Annotated in this window: 17 protein-coding genes and 9 tRNA genes; 19 read left to right on the forward strand and 7 right to left on the reverse strand. The window is 45.6% G+C overall.

The genetic code is table 11. The features are described 5' to 3' along the window. Window positions 1–19: 19 nt before the first annotated feature. From ybeY to EKG39_RS21675, 4 genes are all read right to left on the reverse strand, one after another. A complete protein-coding gene (ybeY, locus tag EKG39_RS21660) occupies window positions 20–496 on the reverse strand; it encodes an rRNA maturation RNase YbeY (protein ID WP_126508073.1) in 477 nt (158 codons plus the stop codon). Continuing rightward, entirely contained in the window at window positions 486–1529 is a 1044-nt protein-coding gene (locus EKG39_RS21665) for a PhoH family protein (protein ID WP_126508074.1), read from the reverse strand. The genes ybeY and EKG39_RS21665 overlap by 11 nt, the downstream gene beginning before the upstream one ends. A 169-nt stretch (window positions 1530–1698) precedes the next feature. Beyond that, window positions 1699–3123: a tRNA (N6-isopentenyl adenosine(37)-C2)-methylthiotransferase MiaB gene (gene miaB, locus EKG39_RS21670; RefSeq protein ID WP_126508075.1), complete on the reverse strand. Its 1425-nt coding sequence runs from the start codon at window positions 3121–3123 to the stop codon at window positions 1699–1701. A 95-nt stretch (window positions 3124–3218) separates the two neighbouring features. After that, window positions 3219–3536, reverse strand: a complete 318-nt coding sequence (locus EKG39_RS21675; protein ID WP_126508076.1) for a hypothetical protein — start codon at window positions 3534–3536, stop codon at window positions 3219–3221. A 299-nt stretch (window positions 3537–3835) separates the two neighbouring features. Here EKG39_RS21675 and EKG39_RS21680 point away from each other — a divergent pair, with 299 nt between their 5' ends. The 15 genes from EKG39_RS21680 to EKG39_RS21750 all read left to right on the forward strand — a co-directional run bounded on the left by EKG39_RS21680 (window position 3836) and on the right by EKG39_RS21750 (window position 14596). Continuing rightward, on the forward strand, window positions 3836–5044 hold the full coding sequence (locus EKG39_RS21680) for an FAD-dependent monooxygenase (protein ID WP_246028587.1): 1209 nt from the start codon (window positions 3836–3838) through the stop codon (window positions 5042–5044). Window positions 5045–5382: 338 nt separating this feature from the next. Continuing rightward, window positions 5383–5967 (forward strand): aminoacyl-tRNA hydrolase, encoded by a 585-nt coding sequence (pth, locus tag EKG39_RS21685; protein WP_126508078.1) that lies wholly within the window; start codon window positions 5383–5385, stop codon window positions 5965–5967. A gap of 177 nt (window positions 5968–6144) precedes the next feature. Then, on the forward strand, window positions 6145–7236 hold the full coding sequence (ychF, locus tag EKG39_RS21690) for a redox-regulated ATPase YchF (protein ID WP_126508079.1): 1092 nt from the start codon (window positions 6145–6147) through the stop codon (window positions 7234–7236). A 747-nt stretch (window positions 7237–7983) separates the two neighbouring features. Continuing rightward, window positions 7984–8060: transfer RNA gene (locus tag EKG39_RS21695), tRNA-Met, on the forward strand. A 183-nt stretch (window positions 8061–8243) separates the two neighbouring features. Next, a tRNA-Leu gene (locus EKG39_RS21700) sits at window positions 8244–8328 on the forward strand. A 47-nt stretch (window positions 8329–8375) separates the two neighbouring features. Next, window positions 8376–8450 (forward strand) — tRNA-Gln (locus EKG39_RS21705). Between the two features lie 17 nt (window positions 8451–8467). Then, a tRNA-Met gene (locus EKG39_RS21710) sits at window positions 8468–8544 on the forward strand. 92 nt (window positions 8545–8636) lie between these two features. Further along, a tRNA-Leu gene (locus tag EKG39_RS21715) sits at window positions 8637–8721 on the forward strand. 47 nt (window positions 8722–8768) lie between these two features. Continuing rightward, window positions 8769–8843: transfer RNA gene (locus EKG39_RS21720), tRNA-Gln, on the forward strand. A gap of 105 nt (window positions 8844–8948) precedes the next feature. Further along, window positions 8949–9033, forward strand: a tRNA-Leu gene (locus EKG39_RS21725). A 41-nt stretch (window positions 9034–9074) separates the two neighbouring features. Next, window positions 9075–9149: transfer RNA gene (locus EKG39_RS21730), tRNA-Gln, on the forward strand. 836 nt (window positions 9150–9985) lie between these two features. Beyond that, on the forward strand, window positions 9986–12313 hold the full coding sequence (locus tag EKG39_RS21735; protein WP_185817682.1) for an OmcA/MtrC family decaheme c-type cytochrome: 2328 nt from the start codon (window positions 9986–9988) through the stop codon (window positions 12311–12313). A 190-nt stretch (window positions 12314–12503) separates the two neighbouring features. Next, window positions 12504–13808: a winged helix-turn-helix domain-containing protein gene (locus EKG39_RS21740; protein WP_126508081.1), complete on the forward strand. Its 1305-nt coding sequence runs from the start codon at window positions 12504–12506 to the stop codon at window positions 13806–13808. A 206-nt stretch (window positions 13809–14014) separates the two neighbouring features. Then, a complete protein-coding gene (locus tag EKG39_RS21745) occupies window positions 14015–14347 on the forward strand; it encodes a thioredoxin family protein (RefSeq protein WP_126508082.1) in 333 nt (110 codons plus the stop codon). Between the two features lie 164 nt (window positions 14348–14511). Then, window positions 14512–14596 (forward strand) — tRNA-Leu (locus EKG39_RS21750). 812 nt (window positions 14597–15408) lie between these two features. On the opposite strand, the gene EKG39_RS21755 is transcribed toward EKG39_RS21750, so the two are convergent. The 3 genes from EKG39_RS21755 to lolB form a co-directional block, all read right to left on the reverse strand. Further along, window positions 15409–16356, reverse strand: a complete 948-nt coding sequence (locus tag EKG39_RS21755) for a ribose-phosphate pyrophosphokinase (RefSeq protein ID WP_126508083.1) — start codon at window positions 16354–16356, stop codon at window positions 15409–15411. Window positions 16357–16435: 79 nt separating this feature from the next. Next, a complete protein-coding gene (gene ispE, locus EKG39_RS21760; RefSeq protein ID WP_126508084.1) occupies window positions 16436–17290 on the reverse strand; it encodes a 4-(cytidine 5'-diphospho)-2-C-methyl-D-erythritol kinase in 855 nt (284 codons plus the stop codon). Beyond that, the gene (gene lolB, locus EKG39_RS21765) at window positions 17280–17936 is read right to left on the reverse strand and encodes a lipoprotein insertase outer membrane protein LolB (RefSeq protein ID WP_126508085.1); all 657 of its coding nucleotides are present in this window, start codon (window positions 17934–17936) and stop codon (window positions 17280–17282) included. Before lolB ends, ispE begins: the two co-directional genes overlap by 11 nt. A 271-nt stretch (window positions 17937–18207) precedes the next feature. Here lolB and hemA point away from each other — a divergent pair, with 271 nt between their 5' ends. From hemA to EKG39_RS23485, 4 genes are all read left to right on the forward strand, one after another. Then, entirely contained in the window at window positions 18208–19458 is a 1251-nt protein-coding gene (gene hemA, locus EKG39_RS21770) for a glutamyl-tRNA reductase (protein WP_126508086.1), read from the forward strand. 13 nt (window positions 19459–19471) lie between these two features. Beyond that, on the forward strand, window positions 19472–20557 hold the full coding sequence (gene prfA, locus EKG39_RS21775; RefSeq protein ID WP_126508087.1) for a peptide chain release factor 1: 1086 nt from the start codon (window positions 19472–19474) through the stop codon (window positions 20555–20557). A gap of 50 nt (window positions 20558–20607) precedes the next feature. Beyond that, the gene (gene prmC, locus EKG39_RS21780) at window positions 20608–21456 is read left to right on the forward strand and encodes a peptide chain release factor N(5)-glutamine methyltransferase (protein WP_185817683.1); all 849 of its coding nucleotides are present in this window, start codon (window positions 20608–20610) and stop codon (window positions 21454–21456) included. A 654-nt stretch (window positions 21457–22110) separates the two neighbouring features. Then, window positions 22111–22260 (forward strand): hypothetical protein, encoded by a 150-nt coding sequence (locus EKG39_RS23485; RefSeq protein WP_185817684.1) that lies wholly within the window; start codon window positions 22111–22113, stop codon window positions 22258–22260. Window positions 22261–22323 lie beyond the last annotated feature (63 nt).

Here is a 22323-nt window from a genome sequence, read left to right on the forward strand (position 1 = left end):
CCTGACCAGTTATGGTCAATTATTGCTCCTTATAAGGATTGTTAAAACCTAAGCTTTCAATGAGTTGAGTCTCTAAAGACTCCATTTCCTCGGCTTCGGCATCGTTAATATGATCATACCCTAGCAGATGCAGACAACCATGTACAACCATGTGAGCCCAGTGGGCTTGTAGGGGCTTATTTTGCTGCACTGCTTCGAGTTCGACAACGGGGGCACAGATGATTAAATCGCCTAATAGGGGGATTTCAACTTCTGGCGGCGCTTCGAAGGGAAAAGACAGCACATTTGTCGGCTTATCTTTTCCTCTGTATGTCGAGTTTAACTCCTGGCTTTCGGCTTCATCGACGATTCTTATCGTTAATTCGGCTTCAGCCATAGTCTTTGGGAGTGCTGTACGTACCCAAAGTTCAAAATTTTCTTTGCTCGGTAGCTGACTATTGTCTGTAGCGAGTTGTAGATCGAGATCTAACTCAACTTCAGTTTGGCTAGTGTTCATTTTCCGGGGTTCCCTGAAGCTTATATTGACTATCTTTCTTAGCTTTGGCCATTTGAGTTCGTTGATCGTGTTCCTCATAGGCTTCAACGATTCTGGCAACTACTGGGTGACGAACGACATCTTTAGCCTGGAAAAAGTTGAAACTCACCTCATCAACTTCCCTTAATACTTCAATAGCGTGGCGCAGACCAGACTTTTGGCTCTTAGGCAGATCGATTTGAGTGATATCGCCGGTGATCACGGCTCGAGAGTTAAAACCAATACGAGTAAGGAACATTTTCATCTGTTCAACGGTCGTATTTTGGCTTTCATCTAAGATGATAAATGCGTCATTGAGTGTGCGACCACGCATATAGGCAAGAGGGGCTACTTCAATGATATTACGCTCAATTAAGCGCTCTACTTTTTCAAAACCTAACATTTCGAACAGGGCATCATAAAGTGGACGAAGATAAGGATCGACCTTCTGGCTTAGATCGCCCGGAAGAAACCCCAATTTTTCGCCGGCTTCAACCGCGGGTCTTGTCAGCAATATACGACGGACCTCTTGATGCTCTAAGGCATCGACAGCTGCGGCTACGGCAAGGTAAGTTTTTCCTGTACCGGCAGGTCCAACCCCAAAGGTAATATCGTGACGAACTATGTTAGCGACGTAATCACTTTGATTTGGGGTACGAGGCTTAATGACTCCGCGCTTAGTCTTAATATAAAGCTCTTTTTCATCTCTTGGCGCTTCGGCTTCTAATGCCACGGCTTCCTGGATTGCCAAATGAACTGCATCTGGCTCAAGATCAGGAGTACTGCCCTTGATTGCCTGAGTCTCTATATAAAGTGTTTTCAATAGATTATTGACTATGAGGCAGTTTCTGGCTTGTCCGACGATCTGAAAGTGATTATCACGGTAGCTGATCTCGACGCCGATACGGCGCTCAAGTTGCTTGATATTGTCATCGAATGGTCCACAAAGGGAGATTAATCGACGTGTATCTGCTGGCTCTAAATAGAGGTTCAGCGTCGTTAACTTGTTAGACAAAATAACTCCAATTAGCAATTGTCATCTGCTTTCTATATTCACAGTTTACGAGTCAACTCTGAGAAATGCTAACTGAATTTTTCTTAAAGGTGAGTAAACTTAATGTGGCTTAGATTAAAGCTAAAAAAGGCGGCATTATCGTGCCGCCTTTAGAACTATCTCTCAGGATTTAGGGGATGTATTGAGTGACACCTAAATCATCGTCTTTCTTATGCTTAGCAAGAATGTCAGATGGTGTGAGTGAACGACGAAGATCCATCTCATCTTCCCCGCGGACAAAGATGCCACGTAGTGAGTTAGTGTAAACATCAACAATTTCGACATCGACGAAACTACCAATATGTTTAGGATCGGCTTCGAAATTCACCACTCGGCTGGTTTCTGTACGGCCTCTGAGCTCCATCGGGTTCTTTACCGATGGCCCTTCGACTAAAATTCGTTGCACTGTTCCGAGCATATGACGGCTATAACGCATGGCTTGCTGAGTAATTCTGTCTTGCAAGATAGCCAAACGTTCTTTCTTTTCATCTAAGCTCACATCATCCGGAAGATCGGCTGCGGGAGTGCCGGGGCGGGCACTGTAGATGAAGCTGAAGCTGTGATCAAACTGCACATCTTCAATGAGTTTCATGGTATCGGCGAAGTCCTGTTTAGTCTCCCCCGGGAAACCTATGATAAAGTCAGAGCTGATCTGGATATCCGGACGTGCTTTTCTGAGGCGTCGAATAATTGATTTATATTCGATAGCCATATGACCACGTTTCATCTGAGTCAGAATACGATCTGAGCCAGATTGTACCGGCAGGTGAAGGAAGCTGACGAGTTCAGGTGTATCCTCGTAAACGTCGATAATATCCTGAGTGAACTCAATAGGGTGGCTCGTGGTAAATCTTAGTCTATCGATTCCATCAATGGCAGCAACGTAACGTAGTAGCTCTGCAAAGGTGCAGATCTCATCATCATGAGTCGCGCCACGATAAGCGTTAACGTTTTGCCCTAACAGGTTAACTTCACGCACGCCTTGGTCAGCGAGTTGAGCAATCTCCAGGATAATATCATCGAGAGGGCGACTGACCTCTTCGCCACGCGTATAAGGCACGACACAGAAAGAACAATATTTACTGCAACCTTCCATAATCGAGACAAAAGCACTAGGACCATCGGCGCGAGGCTCTGGCAGTCGATCGAATTTTTCAATTTCAGGGAAACTGATATCGATAACAGCCTTTCCACCGTCCTTGATCTGGTCGATCATCTCAGGAAGACGGTGTAATGTCTGTGGGCCAAATATCAGATCGACGCACTGAGCACGCTCCTTGATAATTTTGCCCTCTTGGGATGCAACACATCCACCAACCCCGATGATTAGATCGGGATTTTTTTCTTTCAGTTTTTTCCAGCGTCCAAGTTGATGGAACACCTTTTCTTGGGCTTTTTCTCGAATCGAACAAGTATTCAGCAGCAGTACATCTGCTTCACTTGCCTCTTCTGTCAGGGTATAGCCTTCGTACTCGTCCATCAGGTCAGCCATCTTAGATGAGTCATACTCATTCATCTGACAGCCCCAGGTTTTAATATGGAGTTTTTTACTCATCTGTTTGCGTCACTCTTGGAACCACGGGAAAAATAGCGCGACATTTTACCTCTTGAGCACCCCAGTGGCTAGCTTTTGCACTTTTTTATTGGAAATCATTCTGAGCTCACCCACTTTTCAGCGACCTCTTTTGTCTCATAGGGAGTGTTCCAAGCCGTCATAGCTTGTTGAGATTTAGCCATTTCCAGGGAGCTGGAACGTGCTTGAGTATAAATATCCTCTTGGATTTGAATTCTGAATTGGCTCAATAATTCCGTGGTATATTGATGTAGGGCATAATCAAAAGGTGCCCTATAGATTACAGTTATAACTTCCATCGGTTCGCTTTCGGCTATTTTTTCAGCTTGTTCGGCATGAATCGATAACGGTAAAAGGCTGATTGCTAGTAAAGCTAGAGGTGCTGTAAGTTTCATAATATTCTCACTCATTCCATTGGCTTTGGCTTGAAAACTGAGTGTAAAGTAAGAAGCTGTATTTAAATCCTACTGTTTGTAAGCAGGTGTGAGTCAAAGTGGATATAGCAACATTTGCATACTTATTTAAATAATATCGACACGCTTGTTGCTCGCAGTAGGGAGTTTAGCGGATAAAACTTAGCTTGATTTCACCGATTCAACCTCTGTGGCTAAGTAAGCGCTCTGAGAATTTAGTAATAAATGTGGATTTCTGGATCATTTGAATCAGATAATTATAAACAAAGACATAAAATAGTATGGATGAAACCCTGGTGAATCAGTCTCAAATGAAAGCTGTAAAAAAAGATGTTGTCATCGTTGGCGGAGGGATGGTTGGTGCCGCCGCGGCTATAGGTCTGGCACAATTGGGACTTAATGTTGCTGTGGTTGAAGCTTATGCCCCTAAACCATATAGCAGTGAACAAGCTATAGATATCAGGGTGTCAGCAGTGAGCCTGGCATCAGAGCAGTTACTCGAACGCCTCGGAGCGCTTAAGAGTCTTAGCTTGATGCGTCGTGCCGCATACCTTGGTCTAGAGACTTGGGAGTTAGATGGTTGCATCACACGATTCCATGCAGATCAAGTCGGCGTGCCCCAGCTGGGACATATTGTTGAAAACCGTCTGATACAACTTGCGCTGTGGAAACAGTTTGACTCATTTGAAAATATTGAACTCTTTTGTCCTGTAAAGGTAGAGAGTTTTAGTCGTCAAGACCAAGGGGTGACGGTTACCTTAGATAATGGTATTTCACTCGAGACTAAATTACTTGTTGGTGCCGACGGGGCAAACTCGCAAGTAAGAACCTGGGCTGGAATTGGGTTGACGGGCTGGGATTATGCACAATCTGCCATGTTAATTAATATCAAGACCGATAGCCCTCAACAGGATGTGACCTGGCAGCAATTTACTCCTCAAGGGCCTCGCTCTCTTCTGCCCCTGCCGGGAAATAATGCATCTTTGGTGTGGTATGACGATGCAAGTCGCATCGCACAGCTTACGCAACTCAGTAATAAGGCGCTTGCTGAACAGATTAAGGCGCACTTTCCTGCACGTCTGGACAGGCAGTTTGAAGTGTTGCAAAAAGGCAGCTTCAAGCTGACGAGGCGTCATGCACAATCTTATTTCAGCGACAATTTGGTTATCCTGGGCGACGCGGCGCACACCATTAACCCACTAGCTGGTCAAGGGGTTAATATTGGCTTTAAAGATGTCGAAGCATTGATCTCTACTATTTCAGAAAAAATAAGCCAAGGTGAATCTTGGTGGGAAGAGCCGGCGTTACGTTCATACCAAGAGAGTCGTTATAAAGATAATCAGTTGATGATGTCGGCAATGGATCTCTTCTATGCAGGATTTAGTAATGAGCTTTTGCCATTAAAGATACTGCGTAATACGGCATTAAAAGTGGCTAATATTGACTCGCCGATCAAAAAATATGTGCTTAAGTATGCTCTGGGCTTGTAAAACGATGTCTTGATTTCGGCTGCCAGTTATAGATGAAACTTAAGCACAAATGAAAATTTAGCTATAGGTCTTATACCGATTGGTATTAAAACTTAATAGAGCTTTGGCTGACTGATAGTGAACAAGCTATCAGTGGCCGCTCTTCGTTTTTATCCTTGGCCATAAAACCGTAGCCGAAAAATAGCCGATAAGAACTGCTTCTCCGCTTCGTAACTCCCTACATTTAACCTACCCGATAGAAGATTTTTGCTCATTATTTGTTGAGTTGGGCATTGAGTGTTAAAATGCCGCGTTTTTCTTTGTGACAACGTCACTCGCAGAATGAAAGAATAGGCTAAATGAGTAACATTAAACTGATAGTTGGGCTCGCAAACCCTGGCGATAAATACGCTCAGACCAGGCATAATGCGGGCGCTTGGTACGTACAAGAATTAGCGAGTGTGTGCGGTGCCACGCTCGTCGCAGATAGCAAGTATTATGGGTTAACGGCAAGAGTGACATTGCACGGGAAAGATGTTCGTTTACTCATCCCGACAACGTTTATGAATCTTAGCGGGAAATCGGTCGGTGCTTTAGCCAACTTTTTTCGCATCGAACCTGAAGAGATCCTGGTTGCTCATGATGAGCTGGATATGCAACCCGGCATTGCTAAGTTTAAACTAGGTGGGGGCCATGGTGGGCATAATGGCCTCAAAGATATTATTGCCAAGCTTGCCAATAACAAAGGTTTCTATCGACTCAGGATCGGCATCGGTCACCCCGGTGATAAGAATCAGGTAAGCAATTATGTATTAGGCAAAGCGCCTGCATCGGAACAAACCTTGATTGAAACTGTGATTGATGAGGCCGTGAGGTCGACTGAGTTGCTGTTTAATGAAGATATGGCGAAAGCAATGCATAGATTGCACTCTTTCAAAGGCTAGCACCGGGCATCCGTTGTCTCCGCTGTAGCTAGCTCAGACATTAGTTTTTCATCTGCAAAACTAATGAAAACTAAGCTAAAAAGTTTAAAAAATTGATGGAGCGGCTTAACGCGGCTCTGATAAGAACTTAACCGGCAGTGACACTGCTGGTTTACTATTGATATTAAAGGTAAAAATATGGGTTTTAAATGTGGCATCGTGGGCCTGCCAAACGTAGGTAAATCAACGTTATTTAATGCATTAACTAAGGCTGGCATCGAAGCGTCAAACTTCCCGTTCTGTACTATTGAACCTAACACTGGTGTGGTTCCTGTACCCGATGCGCGTTTAGAAGCTCTGGCTGAGATAGTAAACCCTGAACGTATTTTGCCTACCACAATGGAATTTGTGGATATTGCGGGCTTAGTTGCCGGCGCGTCAAAAGGTGAAGGTTTAGGAAACAAGTTCCTGGCTAACATCCGTGAAACCGATGCTATCGGTCATGTTGTACGTTGTTTCGAAGATGACAACATTGTTCACGTGGCTAACAAGGTTTCGCCGGTTGCCGATATTGAAGTCATTAACACTGAACTTGCTTTAGCGGATCTTGATTCTTGTGAACGTGCCATTACGCGCCAGGCTAAGCGTGCCAAAGGTGGCGATCAAGATGCTAAATTTGAAGTGTCTGTTTTAGAGAAAATGCGTCCGGTACTGGATGAAGGCCATATGTTGCGCTCAATGGATCTCTCAAAAGAGGAGCTGTTAGCGGTAGCTTATTTGAACTTCCTGACACTTAAGCCAACGATGTACATTGCTAACGTCTCTGAAGATGGCTTCGAAGACAACCCACATCTCGATGCCGTTCGTGAAATTGCATCACAAGAGAATGCCGTTGTTGTTGCGGTTTGTGCAGCTATTGAATCTGAACTTGCAGAGATGGACGCCGAAGATCGTGAAGAGTTTATGGCTGATCTTGGTCTTGAAGAGCCGGGCTTAGATCGTGTGATCAGAGCGGGCTACGATCTGTTGACTCTACAAACCTACTTTACCGCTGGTGTGAAAGAGGTGCGTGCATGGACAGTGCCTATTGGAGCATCGGCTCCTCAAGCCGCTGGCGTTATTCATACCGACTTCGAGCGTGGATTTATTCGTGCTCAAGTTATGGCCTATGACGACTTCATTACCTATAAAGGTGAGTCAGGTGCTAAAGAAGCTGGTAAGTTACGCGTAGAAGGCAAGACATATATAGTTAAAGATGGCGATGTAATGCATTTCCTGTTTAACGTATAAGTTATCTCTATAAGTTTGCTAGCAATATACAGCAAGCTCATGGCGTGAGTTAATCGAATGGCCCAATTGTAAAATTGGGCCATTTTTGTTTTCAAGCTATGGGTAACCCTCTCAACGCTTGTCGCTGGAACTTATCGTTACAGTGACGCTAATTAGCTATATAAAGAAGGAGTCGCCAGGAGAGAGACTTACCGGAATCGTTTCCACAATAGTTCGCTCCTTATCTCTTAGCATTATCTCTTCTTATTAGATTCACGCGTCCAGCCACTGTTAAACAAATGAACGCTGGTAGATATTTCTTTCGTCCAGAATCGATCTCACTCTATGCTTTATCTTTTCACCTGCCTTTCAGATACCTTTAATCTAGTAGCAGAATCACTATTTTCTCAAATTCTCGCTTTCCGATTAGGAAAGGGAATCACTGATTGGCTACTAAGGCAGCAGCAGAAGGAGGAAATGACTAAGCTATTAACCAAAAGGTGGTTATTTAGCCGTATCTTGAAGCCTAACATGGGGCTTATTTCTAGCTGTTTTGCCTTTTATCTGAGAGGATATTGCACCTGAAGCCGGTATTTTGCTGCATGCATCGAGAAGAATAGGCTATATTTGTGCATCTGGCGCTCACTTTGGTGAAGTTATAGCCGAACAGGAGAATAAGTTTAAAATAGAGAAAAAAAGCGGTTGACCTAAATACTCCGAATAAGCATAATACGCCCCGTTCCTCACCAAGAGGAACACAGAAACGACGGCAATGTAGCTCAGCTGGTTAGAGCACAGCACTCATAATGCTGGGGTCGCAGGTTCAAGTCCCGCCATTGCTACCATCTCTTCAGGATGTAAAACATGATACGTAGCAGTCGGAACCTAGTCCCGACAATATGGTTACCATCTTCTCAAGATGTAAAACATGAGATGTAGCAGTCGGAACTTAGTCCCGTCAATATGGCTACCATCTTTTACAGGATGTAAAACTGTAAACATCTTTCAAGATGTAAACTTGAGTTAGTGCGGGAGTGGTGGAATTGGTAGACACGCCAGATTTAGGTTCTGGTGCCGTAAGGTGTGAGAGTTCAAGTCTCTCTTCCCGTACCATTTATTGTAAGGTGACTGGCTTAGGCGGGTTGCAGTAAAAGTTAGATTGGGATATCGCCAAGCGGTAAGGCACCGGGTTTTGATCTCGGCATTCCCAGGTTCGAATCCTGGTATCCCAGCCATTAATTTGGAATACGTTGGCAATGTAGCTCAGCTGGTTAGAGCACAGCACTCATAATGCTGGGGTCGCAGGTTCAAGTCCCGCCATTGCTACCATCTTTTCAGATGTAAAATGATATGTAGCAGTCGGAACTTAGTCCCGGCAACATGGCTACCATCTTTTATCAGGATGTAAAATCAGATGCAGTGCGGGAGTGGTGGAATTGGTAGACACGCCAGATTTAGGTTCTGGTGCCGTAAGGTGTGAGAGTTCAAGTCTCTCTTCCCGTACCATTTATTGTGAAGTAATCGGCTTAGGCGGGTTACAGTAAAAGTTAGATTGGGATATCGCCAAGCGGTAAGGCACCGGGTTTTGATCTCGGCATTCCCAGGTTCAAATCCTGGTATCCCAGCCATATATAAGGTCAGTATATATGACCTAGTCTTTAAGTTTGATTGCTTATAAATTTAGAGATGACTTAGATTAATCTGAAAAGAGTAATTTAAGGTAAGAGTTAGATGCGGGAGTGGTGGAATTGGTAGACACGCCAGATTTAGGTTCTGGTGCCGTAAGGTGTGAGAGTTCAAGTCTCTCTTCCCGTACCATTGTTCAAAGTGTAGATTTATATCTATATTAAAAGTTAGATTGGGATATCGCCAAGCGGTAAGGCACCGGGTTTTGATCTCGGCATTCCCAGGTTCGAATCCTGGTATCCCAGCCATACAGAAAAAGCCCGTCTTATGACGGGCTTTTTTGTGTCTGTAATAAAGTTCAGCGTCCAATAATTAACGCTAGCCCCTTATCTTTCACGAGTAACTCCGAGACGTTGTTGTTAACCTATATTCAGCAGACTCTGAAGATACCGCATTCTTATTATGCTATATGGCCAAATACTCCCTGTAATAGCTAGTTAGCTCGATATACTGGTTCTACATGGTGGGAATGTGTAGTCAGCCGAATAAGCCTCATAATTCTATCTACTTCTCCGCTATCTGTTAGACGCTATCAGATTGCTCATGGTTAAGGTCATCTAGAACACTAAACTCTGCAATCTAAGCTAATGGCTGGGCCCTGGGCGTCTGAAGCTAAGCAGGCTGGGATGAATTGACTATGCCGTTTCTCAAATAGCACTAAGTGTTTCCCATATAATGGCCAGGCTACAATATAGTTAATTCAGCTAAGCGGGCTGAACTATCATCCAGATGAGTTGAATCAGCCCAATATATTGGAAGTTATAGGCCCGGGCATAAACTGCAAAACAGGGATAATTCCTAGGCTTTGGCAACAAATCAGGGTTTTGTTAGCTTTTGTGAGTGTGTGATGTGCTAACAATCACGCTTTAAAAGGCCGGCGAAACTTTGCGTTAACATTTTACTATCGTTTCCCTCTATTTTACTTATCAAGTTGTTCTAATTTCACCTTGATTACGTGCTCTGTTTCTCGTCGATTACTTTCGACTTAATTGCAACCGAGCCAGTCACACTTTATTTCCAGTCACTTAGGTACATTTCTTTTGCCCCACATTAGAGGGCATCAATAAAAGCGGTGGAGTAAATGATGAAACGAGTCGATATTAAAGTTGCTACCTTGGCGGCAATAATCGGTTTGGCCTTAACGGGTTGTTCCGGTGATGATGGACAAAATGGTACCGATGGTGAGCCGGGTAAAGATGGTAACCCCGGGATCCCGGTTGCAACCGATGCTAAGGCATTAACGGTTGCAATAGATAAAGTAGTGATAGGTGATCAATCTGATATTACCTTTAAAGTGACCAATGAAAAAGAGTTGCCCGTTGTAGGTCTTGAGAAATTTGGCTTCATTCTTTCAGGTTTAGAGCAAGGCACGAATGGTGATGCTAACGATTGGAGTCTACTGAGCTCAGAAGCCTGTCCGGCAAGCAAGTACTCTAAGTGTGGTTCCTTAACGGATAATAAGGACGGTACTTACAGCTATCGTTTCGAGAAAGATCTGACATCTGAAACCGGATTCACCATTACCGATGACAAGACATTAAGACTGGTCCTTCGAACCGGCGGCGAGGCCGTTGGCCAGGCTGAAGTAGCTTACGCTAACACCAGCTATGACTTCAGAGGAGAGGGCGAAGCGGCCTTGTACTCTAAAAATGTCGTCAACAATCAAAACTGTGCCGGTTGTCATGATGATTTTGCCATTCATGGCGGAAAGTACACAGAGGTTGAAACCTGTGTCTCTTGCCACACCGAGAATAAGGTCAGTGATGCGAGCAAAATATTCCCGATGTTGGCACATGATGCTCACATAGGTGTGATTTCTGCGCCTGTCGGTGGTTGCGATAACTGTCACTCTGAGAACGAACAGGCAACAGACTTTGCCAACTGGAAGATGGTTCCTACTCAGGAAACCTGTATCACCTGTCATACAGACGTTGATTTCAAAGAGGGCGTAAATCACTGGCCTTACGATGATAACGCGCAATGCGCGAGCTGCCACACTCCGGAAGTTATCGAAAGTGTTCACCTCTCAACTTATCAGGGACAAAATGAGCGACGCAGTAACCTGCACCTGACTGTGACCGACGCCAAGATGGTACCGGCACCACAAGCCGAGGAGAATAAGGGCAAGGCTGGATCATTTGTACAGCTTACTATCGATATTTTAGATAAAGATGGCAAGAGCCGTAACGAACAGTTAGATAAGGTTAATTATCTCTATTATGCCGAGTTCTACATCAACTGGGGAGACCAAGATCAGGGGTTAGGCTTCGGTGAAAGCGTTGCTGATGGTCGCGGTAAAGTGCTGCGTGTGCACACCAACAAGGGGCCCTATCCCGGCTATTCAGAAAAACCAATTGTCCTCAACTATGAAAACGGTAAGACGACTTATGAAATTGGTCCATTTGATATGGATGATAAGTTTAAAGGCGACTTGACTGACCTGTATGGTACCGTCTCTCCACGTATCTGGTTCTGTATGGATGCCAGTGGTGAGAATATCATGGATTGTGACGGTCAAACGGATTGGAGCAATGGTGCCGCCGGATATAACTGGTTAGAGTTCTTCAATACCCAAGGGTTAATGGAGGAGCGTCCACGCAGACAGATAGTAACTAACGAGTTATGTGGTGACTGTCACGGTACTACCACTTCAGAAGATGGTTTTGTTCAGATGACATTGAACTGCCGTAACTGTCACTCTAAAGCCGGGGATGGCGAATTCCACGGTACGACTTGTGTATCGGGCAATGTTGATAGTGAGGAACAGATCTTACTTAAGAATCTGATGCCACGTGGTGAGCGAGATTGGACTACTGCATCAAACGCGGCAGAAGAGTGTATGGCTTGCCATAATGCCAACGTAGTACCGACTCAGGTCATTCGTGACGCACATACTAAACAGGGTGATAAGGACTATGTAGAACAGCTCACCATGAGCCACCCGGATCAGAAGGTCTGGATCCATGCTATGCATGCAAACAACCGTGCTAACCAGAGCGGCGAAGGCTGGAGACGAAATGTTGAATACTCTGCCGACCTGGCTAACTGCGGTAAGTGTCACGTGAAAGATAGCTATGATGCTAAGTTCCTTGTGGGACGTAAGCCTCTGGCCCTTGATCTGGATTACATGGACACCTATACAGATCCAACAGATCCGGTGAATGGCCGCTATGCCGTCGATGGTGTTGCCGATGCTTATGTATCACCAACGGCCGCAGTATGCCTGAGCTGTCATGGTAAGAGAGCCGCCCAAGAGGGCGAAGATCGCCGTCAGGTGCGCGCGGAAGTTGTTTCACATATGAAGCAAAATGGGGCTCAGTTTGGAGTGACACTGGATGAGTACAATGGAGAAGAGTCCTGTGCCGTATGTCATAACCTGAACAACCTCAAAGAGGTACATGGTCAAAAATAATAAATAAAACCCTGCAATCCCATCTTGGCCCTGACATTTTGTCAGGGCCTTTTTTAACTGAGTTCACAATTACTCACTCTGATATGCGTTTGCTGTAAAAGTAGGAAGAATGTCAATTTTAATCGTATTACCATGACATAAAATGGTTCTGTCAAAGGGACTACAGGGAGAGTAGTACGAAGGAAAAAATGTGAATATTTCAAAATGTTTAACAATAGATCTTGAGTCCAGAGAATTAGTGGACCACAAGATGGCCCTTAGGCACTCGCTGACACTGGCGGAACTAGAAGTGCTCAAGTGTTTGGTTAACCATATTGGCGAGGTTGTCAGCAAAGAGGCATTGAATGAGGCGGGTTGGCCTAATCGTGTCGTTGCTCCATCATCATTAACTCAATGCATGAGCTGCCTCAGACGAAAGCTGGGTGCTCATGATGATATCGAACTTAAAAATATTCCCAGGTATGGTTATAGTTTGTGTGTGACCGAAACCTATGAGTCGATCAAATCTATGCAGGAACCGCTATCTGATGATAGCAATGACTCTGCGGTAGATAACCATTTTAGTCGGTATTGGCGCTGGCTTGGCGTCGTGCTGTTTGTTGTACTCCTTGCAGGCCTGCATTTCTCCGGAAAGTTGAAGCAAACGGTTAATTATCTGGCTCTTTTCGCTAAACCCGGAGTGGTGTCAATTTTGGACGCTGAGACTGAACTTGGCGGGCAAAAGGTACAACTCAGTCAACTCAGATTAGAGGACCAGCCTGAGATACAGCGGAGCGCGGCGCACTATATCGGCAATTGGTCCAACACAGATAAAATTTTTGGCAATGAAGTACTAAAGCGAATCTTTGCCAATGACAATAATCGTTATGAGTCGGTTGCTCTGTGCAATCAGTATGAAGGGGAGTGTAAGGACACTCAGCCTCTGAATTTGGTCAGAGAGAGAAATACCTATTCGCCATTGGATCTGCAGTGGCTCAGTGACACTAAGTTGCGTATGGAGCAGGTGACTTATAACAAGATTTTGCTGGATAAATTTGATAACCCTCCTCAAGGGTTGGTGGAAGATATCTATCGGGCCGATGTCTATTATTATGGTGCCAGTAAGAATGTGGTACGGGCCGATGTGCGCCTCTCTTTAGTGTATCAGTCTCCGGCTCGTGGAACCCTGGTGATGGCTGCTTGTATTACCGACGATCTACTGAGGCACGTGTCTATGCGTTACCAGTTTAGCGGCGAGTTTAAGATGCAGAAAAAGACCGTCGATGGGCAGTTGGTTAAGTCTTTTTTGCTCGATACCGGGAATGTCAGCTTTACCAGCCCTGATGAGATATCCGAAGAGTCGGCAACCATTTACCGTGAGCTCCGCAAGTCGGTGCTGAGCAATGAAACTCAGATCCTGAGGCAAGTCTATCAGGATGCAAATAGCGGAGTATGGATGTTGCCGCTGTGGGGCGATACCATGGTGTGGGCCCACAGGGTCGAAGTGACGTTATAAAATTGAAATTGATTCCGGCAACCGATATGTGAAGCTGTCTGTTGGAGTATCTATGCCATGGTGTGGGCCCACAGGGTCGAAGTGACGTTATAAATTAGTTCTGGCCATCAACATTCGGGCTACCAATCAGGTCAGGGGGGCAATTTCAGGACTTTGTGCTTCCCGGCCTTTATATTTGAGTCCGGTATTATCTATAGGATTATCTTTTGTCTCTGTTTCCAAGTGCGATTATTCATCTCACCAATGTCGATGATTTGGCTGCACTCAAGTTAAAACATGCTCATATTTTGCTGTGTTTTTCAGCCGATTGGTGTGCCCCGTGCAGAGCCATGGAGGGCACGCTTATCAATACGGCATTCGAACTAACAGATAAAGCGGTAGTCATTAAGGCTGATCCCAAAATTTGCCATTGCCTTGCTGCCGAGTTGGGAGTGCGCACCGTACCTTCCTATGTAGCAATTAATGATGCGCAGGTATCTGAACCTGTTTATGGGATACAGACCATCACGAGTTTGCTGGATATGATAGAGGTTTATTAATGCTGGGATTCGGCTGTTGCACTTACCCGTTTGGCTAGACAATGTTTTTTATAAGAGCTATAAATAAGTTATAGGGTAATAGGTTTCTTGAGTTGTAAGCGGGAGTGGTGACACTCTTGGTAAGAAGTTGTAGACACGCCAGGTTTAGGTTTTTTGAGTTGTAAGCGGGAGTGGTGGAATTGGTAGACACGCCAGATTTAGGTTCTGGTGCCGTAAGGTGTGAGAGTTCAAGTCTCTCCTCCCGTACCATGTTTTCAGTAAAAAAGTAGCCTGTCATTTGACGGGCTTTTTTGTACATGGAAGTGCTTATCCCTGATCGCAGGGACTGCGATGTAAGGGATTTGCACATGGCCACTTATCACTTATTAAATATGGTTCCCGACATTTTTTTGCATTCCCTTCATCTGACCCATAGGGATATGGGAAATGTCTTGGAAGCGAATGGAACGCGCCAGACCGTGGAGGTCAGATGTGCTTATCCCAGGTCGCAGGGTGCCAGATGTTCCTGACATCTGTTGCACATTTCCACAGTCCCTTGCGGTCAGAGCGATGGAAGGGATTTATGTCTGTAAGGTGATGAGCCTGCGGCTTGCGGGAGTGGTACTCCTTTTTAGGGAAGGGTAGACACGCCAGATTTAGGTTCTGGTGCGCTAATACCAGAGATAGTGTGTGAGAACTGTCCTGAAACAAAGTGGAGTCTCTCCTCCCGTACCATGTTTTCAGTAAAAAAGTAGCCTGTCATTTGACGGGCTTTTTTGCACATGGGAGTGCTTATCCCAGGTCGCAGGGTGCCAGATGTTCCCGACATCTGTTGCACATTTCCACAGTCCCTTGCGGTCAGAGCGATGGAAGGGATTTGTACATGGCCACTCATCACTTATTAAATATGGTTCCCGACATTTTTAGGCATTCCCTCCATCTGACCCATAGGGATATGGGAAATGTCTTAGAAGCGAATGGAACGCGCCAGGCCGTGGAAGTTAGATGTACCTACCACTGAACAGCAGGCAAAAAAAATGCACTCCAAAGAGTGCATTTTTCGAAATGGATAAATTCAGCTATTAGTGCTTGAACATCGCAGAGATAGACTCTTCATTGCTTACGCGTCGAATAGCTTCAGCCATTACAGACGACATAGTCAATTGAGAAACCTTATCGAGTGCTGCAATTTCAGGGCTCAATGGAATCGTATCGGTCACTATCACTTCATCGATAACAGATTCAGCGATGTTCTTAGCTGCATTGCCTGAGAATACAGGGTGAGTCGCATAAGCAAATACGCGGTTCGCACCATGTTCTTTCAATGCTTCAGCTGCTTTACAAAGTGTGCCGCCGGTATCGATCATATCATCAACTATGATGCAATCGCGTCCCTGAACATCACCTATGATGTGCATGACCTGAGCTACGTTCGCTTGTGGGCGACGCTTATCGATAATGGCCAGATCTGAATCATCGAGAAGTTTAGCCACGGCGCGTGCACGAACAACGCCACCGATATCAGGAGAAACTACAACAGGGTTTTCAAGATTCTTAGCTAACATATCTTCCAGTAACACAGGGCTACCGAATACGTTATCTACAGGTACATCGAAGAATCCCTGGATTTGCTCGGCGTGTAGGTCACAAGTCAATACACGGTCAACACCTACGCTAGACAAGAAGTCTGCAACCACTTTCGCGGTAATAGGTACACGAGCACTGCGAACACGACGATCTTGGCGAGCATAACCAAAGTAAGGGATAACTGCAGTGATACGTCCTGCAGAGGCACGACGTAACGCATCAACCATAACGATAAGTTCCATCAGGTTGTCGTTAGTTGGTGCACAAGTAGATTGAATGATAAAGACATCCGCACCACGTACATTCTCGTTTATCTGGACACTGATTTCGCCGTCACTGAAAACGCCAACGTCTGCGTCTCCAAGTTTACAAAATAGACGATCGGCTATCTTCTTAGCGAGACTAGGTGTAGCGTTACCAGCAAAAAGTTTAATGTCAGGCACTGTGTCAACCTCAGGCGTATGCTTTATTTTTAGTGGCTGGAGTTAATAGAATACAAGCTATAACCCCAGAATATTGTGTTTAGAGCTGAGCTAATCTTAGCTCTAAAGATGATGTATTTGCCCCTTTCGCCACAAACCCTGTCATATCGCTTGGCAATTTCGCCAAAACATCTAAGGCCTGCTGCTGCTGTTCGAACTCTCCGAAAACACATGCTCCGGTTCCGGTCATTCTAGACGGCGCATATTCTAGCAGCCACAGCAGTGTTTTGGCAACTTGAGGGTGGCGCTTTGCTACCAATGACTGGCAGTCATTTTGCCAGCTACCATTCATCAATGAGGCGATATCAAGCTTAGGTGTATCACGAGGTAACTCAGGGTCCTGGAATATTTCTGCGGTAGAAACATGTACATTCGGGATCAGCACCAAGTACCAATATTCTTTGGGGGATGCGGGTTGTAGTTCTTCACCGACGCCTTCGGCGAAGGCGGCTAAACCATTAATAAAAACAGGGACATCGGCACCGAGTTGTAATCCAATCTCCATCAGTTTTTGTTTACTTAATTGGGTACCCCAGAGGTGATTCAATGCGACTAATGTGGTTGCGGCGTCGGATGAACCACCTCCTATACCTCCCCCCATGGGAAGTCGTTTATCAAGCCAGATTTCAGCGCCTTTGTCACAGCCTGATATCTGTTTTAGTAATTTTGCGGCACGCAGAATTAAGTTATCGCTATCGGCGACAGCATTGCCCATATTTGAATGTAGTTTGAGGGGCGATGTGTCTGTGACCTTGAAGTCGAGGTAATCACAGTAGTCGATAAATTGAAAAAGGGTTTGCAGCTCATGGTAGCCGTCCGCCCTGCGACCATTGACGTGTAAAAATAGATTTAGTTTGGCCGGAGCTGGCCAGCCTTGTGATAATTTATTGATCATTTAAGCGCTCTTCTGGTTGATTCGAAGGCAATAAGTGGGCCGTTGACAAGGCCTGCCATTGGCTGATCTGTATTTTGAGGCGCAGGTCCTCTCTTTTTAGTTGTAATAATCTGGGTAACTCTGCACCACTTTGTTGTTGCCAGCTTATAAACTCAACTTCCCAAGGTGGTGGGTTTTGCGTGGTTAGCTTTATCGGCCTCAGGTGCTCATCCTGCACGAGCAGTTCGTCGTCATCACTGACTCGCCCCGTTATCCATAACGGAAGAGCGTCGACCGGAATCGACCAGCCCGTCACTCGGGTGAGCAGTCGTTGAGCATCTCTATCTTGATAGACCTTACCATCGACCTCTAATCTAGCCTCACCCTCTAAGGTCGTTAAAGAAAGTACGGTTGTGCCTAACATGGTGGTGAGCTTTAATTCATTTTTCTTATCGGTATGAAACCAATAGAGATTCGTACTGAATTTGTCTTTGCTGGTCCTGACTGCAAGTTTTCCCTGCATCTCCCATGCCTGTGCGTTTGAGACATCATCGACCTGTACCGGAATGAAGTTCTCCGGTGGCGTTACGGAGCAGGCTGAAAGCAAAGTGACGCTTAACAGCACCCAGATGAGTGGTATTTTTGTGAGGTAGCTCAAATTATTCATCTATTACTGATATTAACGACTTCATATGATACGAGGGCTTGATAAGAATACCAATGGTAATCGTAAAATTTACTGTAAGGCGCACCCTATCAAGCTTGTAAGCATCCCATGTCAGCGTCTTTGGAGGAGTAAATTTGGTGAGCTTAATTATGAAAATGGATAAGAACTGAGATTATTATTCGGTTTTGTTAAGCATATTCTGTTTTTAGTTCACTCAATTCAGTAGAATGGCTGACAATAAATGAGATGCCTAGAGACCAGAACGAGTCAGATGAGCCTTGTAGCAATCGGTATTAATCATAAAACAGCCACGGTCGACCTACGTGAGAAGGTCGCGTTTTCACCAGACAAAATTCATGATGCCATGAGAAGTCTGGCGAGTCGGACCAAGACCGGAGAAGCTGTTATTATATCAACCTGTAATCGAACCGAGCTTTACACCAACACTGGTGATGAGGCTGAGGTGATTAGCTGGTTAGAAGAGTATCACCAACTCTCCCACGAAGACGTCGAGCCTTGCCTGTACAGGTTTGAAGGGCAAGAGGTCGCACAGCATTTAATGCGTGTATCCTCAGGTCTCGACTCTTTAATTCTTGGTGAGCCTCAGATCTTAGGTCAGGTAAAGCAATCTTTCGTTAAGGCGAAAGAGGCGGGTAGCGTTGCTATCACCATGGACAGGCTTTTCCAGAATACATTTTCAGTAGCGAAGAAGATTCGAACAGAAACTGAGATCGGCACCGCCGCCGTTTCTGTGGCTTTTGCTGCTGTGAGTATGGCCAAGCATATCTTTTCATCCCTGAGTACCACAAAAGTGCTGCTTATCGGTGCCGGTGAGACCATAGAACTGGTTGCCCGTCATTTGAAAGATAATGGTGTCGACTCTATGGTGGTTGCAAACCGCACACTTTCACGCGCGGAAGGCATGTGTGAAGAGTTCGGTGCGACGGCAATTACACTAGAACAGATACCTGATTATCTCCCACAGGCCGATATCGTGATATCATCTACCGCAAGCCCACTACCTATCTTAGGTAAAGGCATGGTAGAAAAAGCGCTTAAGCAGCGTCGTCATCAACCTATGTTGTTGGTTGATATAGCCGTTCCTCGTGATATTGAAGCCGAGGTTGGAGAGCTAGACGATGCCTTCCTCTATACAGTGGATGACCTGCAAAGCATTATTGAACAGAATATGGCCTCGCGAAGAGAGGCTGCCGAGCAAGCGGAATTAATTGCTGAAGAACAATCGCATCTTTTCATGGAATGGGTCCGCTCTCTGGAGTCGGTCGACAGCATTCGTGAATACCGTACCGCGAGTATGGCAATAAAAGATGAGCTGGTTGAGCGTGCAATCAATAAGTTAGCCCAGGGGGGAGACAGTGAAAAACTGCTACTCGAACTGGCCAATAAGCTAACTAATAAATTGATCCACGCACCGACTCAAGCATTGACTGTTGCAAGCCGCCAAGGTGATTTGAATAGCATTGGCCAGCTTAGAACCGCGCTCGGATTAGATAAAAACTAAGGTTAGCGTTTTAATGAAGGACAGTGTCATTCGCAAGCTTGAAGGCTTGCTTGAGCGTAATGAAGAAGTGTTAGCTCTACTCAGTGATCCGGGCGTGATTTCCGATCAAGAGCGTTTTCGTGCGCTCTCAAAAGAGTATTCGCAACTCGAAGATGTGGTCAAAAGCTTTAAGTCTTTCCAGCAAGCGACCGAAGATCTCGAAGCTGCAAAAGAGATGGCCAACGAAGACGACCCTGAGCTTAAAGAGATGGCTCAGGAAGAGATGAAAGAAGCTAAGTCACTTTTAGAAAAGCTTGAAGATGAGCTGCAGATCCTGCTTCTTCCAAAAGATCCAAATGATGATAACAACTGCTTTATTGAAATTCGTGCTGGTGCGGGTGGTGATGAAGCGGCTATTTTTGCCGGCGATCTGTTCCGCATGTACAGCAAATACGTTGAAAGTAAGCGCTGGCAGCTGGAAGTCATGAACACCAACGAAGGTGAACATGGTGGCTTTAAAGAGATTATTGCTAAAGTCAGCGGTGAAGGCGTATACGGACAATTGAAGTTTGAGTCTGGCGGACATCGCGTTCAACGTGTGCCGGAAACAGAGTCTCAAGGCCGCGTACACACCTCTGCATGTACCGTCGTTATTCTTCCAGAAATTCCAGAATCAGAAGCCATTGAAGTTAATAAGGGTGATTTGAAAGTCGATACTTTCAGAGCATCGGGCGCCGGTGGACAGCACGTCAACAAAACAGATTCGGCTATTCGTCTTACGCATATCCCGACAGGTATTGTCGTTGAGTGTCAGGACCAGCGTTCACAGCATAAGAACCGTGCTCAAGCGATGAGTGTGCTTACAGCCCGTATTCAAGCTGTAGAAGATGAAAAGCGTCGTAGCTCCGAAGAGAGTACTCGCCGAAATCTGGTTGGTAGTGGTGACCGCTCAGAACGAATTCGTACCTATAATTTCCCTCAAGGTCGTGTGAGTGAGCATAGAATTAACCTGACTCTCTATCGTTTAAACGAAGTGATGGAAGGTGAACTTGACGCGATCCTCGATCCCTTAATGTTAGAAAACCAAGCAGATATGCTAGCGGCATTATCAGAAGAGTAATGAGTTAATTACTCTTTCTGGCTGTTTAAATACGGTTTCAAAATTAAGGAATGCTTTTGTACCATACTCTAGCTGAAGCCCTCGAATGGGCTTCCTCTCAACTTAATAATATCTCAGACACGCCTAAGCTCGATGCCGAGGTGATGCTACTGCACATCATCCATAAGCAACGCGGATATCTCTACACCTGGCCTGATGAGCGACTGAGTTCTGAGCAGAAGACAGCCTTCGGCGAGATGGTTGCCAGACGACTTCTGGGAACCCCCATCGCACATATTGTCGGAGAGCGTGAATTCTGGTCTCTGCCCTTTATGGTCAACCCGACGACGTTAATCCCCAGGCCCGATACCGAGATCTTAGTCGAGACAGCCTTGAACCTACCTCTGGCAGATAATTCTCGGGTATTAGATTTGGGTACAGGTACCGGAGCTATTGCTCTCTCTTTGGCTTATGAAAAGGCAGAGTGGCAGATAACCGCAGTCGATAAGATCATCGAAGCGGTGGCATTGGCTAAGGCTAACCGGGAACACTTGAAGCTTCCGCAGGTTGAGATTGTCCAGAGTGACTGGTTCGACTCCGTCGGGTGTTACGATTTTAACCTGATCGTCTCTAATCCGCCTTATATCGATGAGACGGATGAGCATCTGAGTCAGGGGGATGTCAGATTTGAGCCTCAAAGCGCGTTGACGGCAGGCGAAGAGGGCTTCGCGGATCTCTATCATATCGCCTCTTGCGCTCGAGACTACCTTGCACCGGGCGGTTACCTGCTGCTGGAGCATGGCTATCAGCAGGCGATACAGCTCAGAGAGAAGATGATTGAACTAGGCTATGAAAATGTCGCCACTGTGCGGGATTTTGGCAGTAACGACCGCTGTACCCTGGGGCGTTGGCCCAGGTAGCCAGCTTGGGTTGATCCCCAAGGTCGCCTCTTTTAGTGCCGCGGCATCGGCTGGTGCAGCTTCTAGCTGAGCAGCCCTGAGCATGCTTTTAAAATGTAACGCCATTGGTAACTCTTATACCAATGGCGTTTTTGTTTGTCGAACGACAAAACTAGCTAGCCTTGAAATGAAGGCTGATCACATTTTATATGTGGGTTGTTGATATTGGCTAGTTTGCTCGAAGCTCGTACCTTCATTGTTACCTATCGCCTCCGGCGAGATATGTGCACTCTTTATTTTGAGAAGGTTCTGCGAGTCGCCGTGAACACTTCTGACCTCCAGGGGGCGGAGGAAATGCCAAATTTTGTATGGAACAAAATTGGCCATGTGGGCTCTGCCAAAACATCCATGTTTTGGAAGCTCGCAGACGCATCTATACTTGCTGATTCACAAGAAAGTTTTCTCTTCGATTGAGGTAATCTTGGTTCAGTTCCTAACAAGAAAATGCCCCAAAGTTTGTTAGCCTTCGAATGAAGGCTGATTACATTTTCTGTTTTAGCTTCTGCCTGAGTAGGTATTGAATTGTTTGCTTGAAGGTCGTACCTTCATGGCTATTTATCACCTGCGGTGAGTGCTGTATAGGGATATACAAATGTCGTGATCACATGGATGTGAATGAACGACCTTATGTGCAGATACTTCAGCGAAACGCCGCAAGCACTTCCATGTGGGCTCGACGATGGCATCCATGCCATCAACGTCCGCTGCCGCATCTTATGTGGACTCCCCTGTGTCAACAACAAACAGGCAATCTTGAAGAAATAAATGCGAACTTATGTACGAGCTCTCAATTGAGTAGCGAACTCAGGCTCTATGATATTTACGCGA

Origin of the sequence: Shewanella atlantica, from assembly GCF_003966265.1 — a bacterium.
Lineage (GTDB): Bacteria > Pseudomonadota > Gammaproteobacteria > Enterobacterales > Shewanellaceae > Shewanella > Shewanella atlantica.

What these genes read in the sequence shown, in the direction of transcription:
- ybeY (WP_126508073.1), bottom strand. Translation starts at nt 496, where the DNA reads ATGAACACTAGCCAAACTGAAGTTGAGTTAGATCTCGATCTACAACTC.
- miaB (WP_126508075.1), bottom strand. Translation starts at nt 3,123, where the DNA reads ATGAGTAAAAAACTCCATATTAAAACCTGGGGCTGTCAGATGAATGAG.
- EKG39_RS21675 (WP_126508076.1), bottom strand. Translation starts at nt 3,536, where the DNA reads ATGAAACTTACAGCACCTCTAGCTTTACTAGCAATCAGCCTTTTACCG.
- EKG39_RS21680 (WP_246028587.1), top strand. Translation starts at nt 3,836, where the DNA reads ATGGATGAAACCCTGGTGAATCAGTCTCAAATGAAAGCTGTAAAAAAA.
- pth (WP_126508078.1), top strand. Translation starts at nt 5,383, where the DNA reads ATGAGTAACATTAAACTGATAGTTGGGCTCGCAAACCCTGGCGATAAA.
- ychF (WP_126508079.1), top strand. Translation starts at nt 6,145, where the DNA reads ATGGGTTTTAAATGTGGCATCGTGGGCCTGCCAAACGTAGGTAAATCA.
- EKG39_RS21735 (WP_185817682.1), top strand. Translation starts at nt 9,986, where the DNA reads ATGAAACGAGTCGATATTAAAGTTGCTACCTTGGCGGCAATAATCGGT.
- ispE (WP_126508084.1), bottom strand. Translation starts at nt 17,290, where the DNA reads ATGATCAATAAATTATCACAAGGCTGGCCAGCTCCGGCCAAACTAAAT.
- lolB (WP_126508085.1), bottom strand. Translation starts at nt 17,936, where the DNA reads ATGAATAATTTGAGCTACCTCACAAAAATACCACTCATCTGGGTGCTG.
- hemA (WP_126508086.1), top strand. Translation starts at nt 18,208, where the DNA reads ATGAGCCTTGTAGCAATCGGTATTAATCATAAAACAGCCACGGTCGAC.
- prfA (WP_126508087.1), top strand. Translation starts at nt 19,472, where the DNA reads ATGAAGGACAGTGTCATTCGCAAGCTTGAAGGCTTGCTTGAGCGTAAT.
- prmC (WP_185817683.1), top strand. Translation starts at nt 20,608, where the DNA reads ATGCTTTTGTACCATACTCTAGCTGAAGCCCTCGAATGGGCTTCCTCT.
- EKG39_RS23485 (WP_185817684.1), top strand. Translation starts at nt 22,111, where the DNA reads ATGAACGACCTTATGTGCAGATACTTCAGCGAAACGCCGCAAGCACTT.